Annotated in this window: 3 protein-coding genes; 1 reads left to right on the plus strand and 2 read right to left on the minus strand. The window is 64.2% G+C overall.

Going from position 1 to position 2,797, the window contains the following annotated elements; translation table 11 throughout:
* Window positions 1–71 precede the first annotated feature (71 nt).
* A complete protein-coding gene (gene erpA, locus ACIQ17_RS32685; RefSeq protein ID WP_398473725.1) occupies window positions 72–419 on the plus strand; it encodes an iron-sulfur cluster insertion protein ErpA in 348 nt (115 codons plus the stop codon).
* A 30-nt stretch (window positions 420–449) separates the two neighbouring features.
* Here erpA and ACIQ17_RS32690 read toward each other — a convergent pair whose 3' ends face one another.
* Together ACIQ17_RS32690 and ACIQ17_RS32695 are read right to left on the minus strand one after the other, a co-directional pair.
* On the minus strand, window positions 450–1,688 hold the full coding sequence (locus ACIQ17_RS32690; protein WP_398473723.1) for an FAD-dependent oxidoreductase: 1,239 nt from the start codon (window positions 1,686–1,688) through the stop codon (window positions 450–452).
* A 92-nt stretch (window positions 1,689–1,780) separates the two neighbouring features.
* Window positions 1,781–2,797, minus strand: a 1,017-nt coding sequence (locus ACIQ17_RS32695; protein ID WP_398473724.1) for a caspase family protein, incomplete at its 5' end; no start/stop codon positions are given.

Below are 2,797 nucleotides of genomic sequence, written 5' to 3' on the forward strand. Positions count from 1 at the left end.
CGGGGACTGCCGCACTTAACTATGGGGCGCGGGAGATTCAAATGGTTCGAATCCCTCCGGCGGAGCCAGACATGACCGACACTGCCACAATCGAAGCCCCCCTCACCGTCAGCGCGAGCGCGGCGCGCCGCATCAGCGAGATCCTAAAGGCCGAAGGTGACGGCGCGATGCTGCGCGTCTCCGTGGAGGGCGGCGGCTGTTCTGGCTTCCAGTACAAATTCGACGTCGAGCGAGCCAAGGCCGAAGACGATGTGGTGATCGAGCGCGACGCCGCCGTCGTGCTGGTCGATCCCGCCTCCGCGCCGTTCCTGGCCGGCTCCGAACTGGATTTCGTCGACGACCTGATCGGCGCATCGTTCCGTGTGGTCAATCCGAACGCCACGGCGTCGTGCGGCTGCGGGACGAGCTTCTCGATCTGAGCCGCCGATAACCGCTTCACCTGATGCGCCCTACGTCCTCGCCTCCGGCGACCGTACATGCTCCGGCCGCACGCCGATCGCCAGAAACCGCGCCGTCAGCCCCTGCAGCCATGGCACCGTACTCACGATGCGCATAATGAGCGGCGGCGTCAGCGGCTGATCGCCGGGCGCGAGCGCGCGGCTGATGATGTTCTTCTGCATCACAACCTGCATGCCCTGGGTTGCGCGCATCGGGAATTCGCGGCGCTGACGCACGGTGTCGAGATCATCCTCGCTCACCGGTCCCTTCTGCAGTTTCGCGGCCAGCAGGTTGGCTGTCGCCACGGCATCCTGCACGGCGATGTTCACGCCGACGCCGCCCACAGGCGACATCGCGTGCGCCGCGTCGCCGATGCAGAGAAGGCCCGGCAGATGCCAGCGCGTCAGGCGATTGATGGCGACGGTGAGCAGCTTGACGTCGTCCCAACTCTTCAGGTCATCGATATGCGCCGAAAGGATCGGCGCCAGCCGCGCGACTTCGGCGCGGAATGACTCGATGCCTCTGCCCTTCACCTCCTCAAAGTGGTTCTTGGCGATGACATAGGCGCATTGCCAGTAGTCGCCGCGATCGATGGTCACCATCATCTTGCCGGGCTCGAGCCGCGCGAACACGCTCTCGGTCTCCGGCCCCTTGGCGATGCGAAACCACAGAATGTCCATCGGCGCCGCGATGTCCGTCACCTCCAGCTTGGCGGCCGGACGCACGACCGAATGCCGGCCATCGCAGGCGACGACGAGATCAGCGCGGATCTCGATCGGTCCCTGCTCTGTCTCTGCCTTCACGCCGGTGACCTGCGCGCCGGACCAGATGAGGTCCGTGGCCTCGGTCTGCATCATCACCTTGAGCTGCGGGAAGCGCTGGCCCTTGTCGCGCAGGAAGTTGAGGAAGTCCCACTGCGGCATGAAGGCGATGAACGGGTACTTCGCCGAGGTGCGGGTGATGTCGACGATGCGCAGTTTGTGCGCGCCGAAATAGCCATCCATCTTCGCGATGCGATCGTGCTTGATCTTGAGGAAGTCGTCGATCAGGCCGAGTTCGTCCATCGCCTGCAGCGTGGATGGATGCACCGTGTCGCCGCGGAAATCGCGGAAGAAGTCCGCATGTTTCTCCAGCACGATCGTATCCACGCCGGCGCGGCCGAGCAGATAGCCGAGCATCATGCCCGCCGGCCCGCCGCCGACGATGCAGCAACGCGTGGAGAGTTGGTTCGAGTTCGCGACCGCGCTCATCTGGATGCCCTCAAGTCGTACGGCTCAACTTGAGGAAGCATTTTGCAGACGTCAATGCGTCACGTCATTGCGAAGCGACACGACGTGGCGCGTTATTTCCGGAACGTCCTGATCTCCGACACGCTGCCGTCGCGAAATTGCAACTCCACCGACACCGAGCGCGCCCCGCCGGGCACCTTCATATAGATCGGCGCATCGCGCGGCACCGCGATCGGATCACGCTGATTACAGGGCGGCAGCTTCAAAACCTGATCCGGCACCGATGTATCAAAACCGAGCTTCACCTCGCGGATCGCACAGCGATACGAGATCAGATGCGTGTAATAGAGCAGGCCATTGGAGCCGCCGAATTCCAGCCAGTTCGAGGCGGTCATGTCGAGGATCTTGCGCTGGTCGCGCACCAGTGCCGCTTCCGGATCGAAGCGGATCGGGAACGGCCCCTGCATCTCGCCAGTGATATCGATATAGCGCACCTGCAGCGTCGTCGCCGGCTCGTCCGCATTCAGCTGGATCGACGGATTGGGCAGCCGTTTTCGCGTCCGCGGGTCGAGCGTGTCCATGAAGCCGGTTTCGCGAAAATCGCCGCTGTCGCCCTTGCGCCAGGAAATGCCGAGCGCGGGATCGACGATGGAGAACACCACGGTCCAGCCGCCATTGTGGCGGGAGAAGCTGGCGATCGGTGCGTTCGGATTGTCCGGTGTGGGCAATGGCGACGTCTGGGCCGGTGGCAACGCGGCGACCTTCGGCAGCTGCGCGGTCGGCAGCGTGGTGGCCTGCACAGGCTCGTTGGGCTTGGCCTGGCCGTTGAGGAAGACATCGTCCACCATCTGGTCGAAATAGACCGGCACCTGGCGGTGCTTCACTGTCTCGGCAAGCTCGCTCACCGTACGGCGCGTTCGCTGAGCGATCTGCACCAGATTGAGCGCCGGCTCCTGGATCTCCTTGATGAAGGTGCGGGTGAACACCGAATTCGGGTCGGTGTCATTGTTGGACAGGCGATCGAGCGCGGTCTGGCGCGGGCCTGCGGAGAAGATCGAGAACACGCCTTCCGGCAATTGCACCATGGGCGCAAGGCCCGCACCGCCCGCCAGCGAGCGGGTCCCTGAGCG

The sequence above is a fragment of the Tardiphaga sp. genome, assembly GCF_044340795.1.
GTDB lineage: Bacteria > Pseudomonadota > Alphaproteobacteria > Rhizobiales > Xanthobacteraceae > Tardiphaga.

What these genes read in the sequence shown, in the direction of transcription:
- erpA (WP_398473725.1), top strand. Translation starts at nt 72, where the DNA reads ATGACCGACACTGCCACAATCGAAGCCCCCCTCACCGTCAGCGCGAGC.
- ACIQ17_RS32690 (WP_398473723.1), bottom strand. Translation starts at nt 1,688, where the DNA reads ATGAGCGCGGTCGCGAACTCGAACCAACTCTCCACGCGTTGCTGCATC.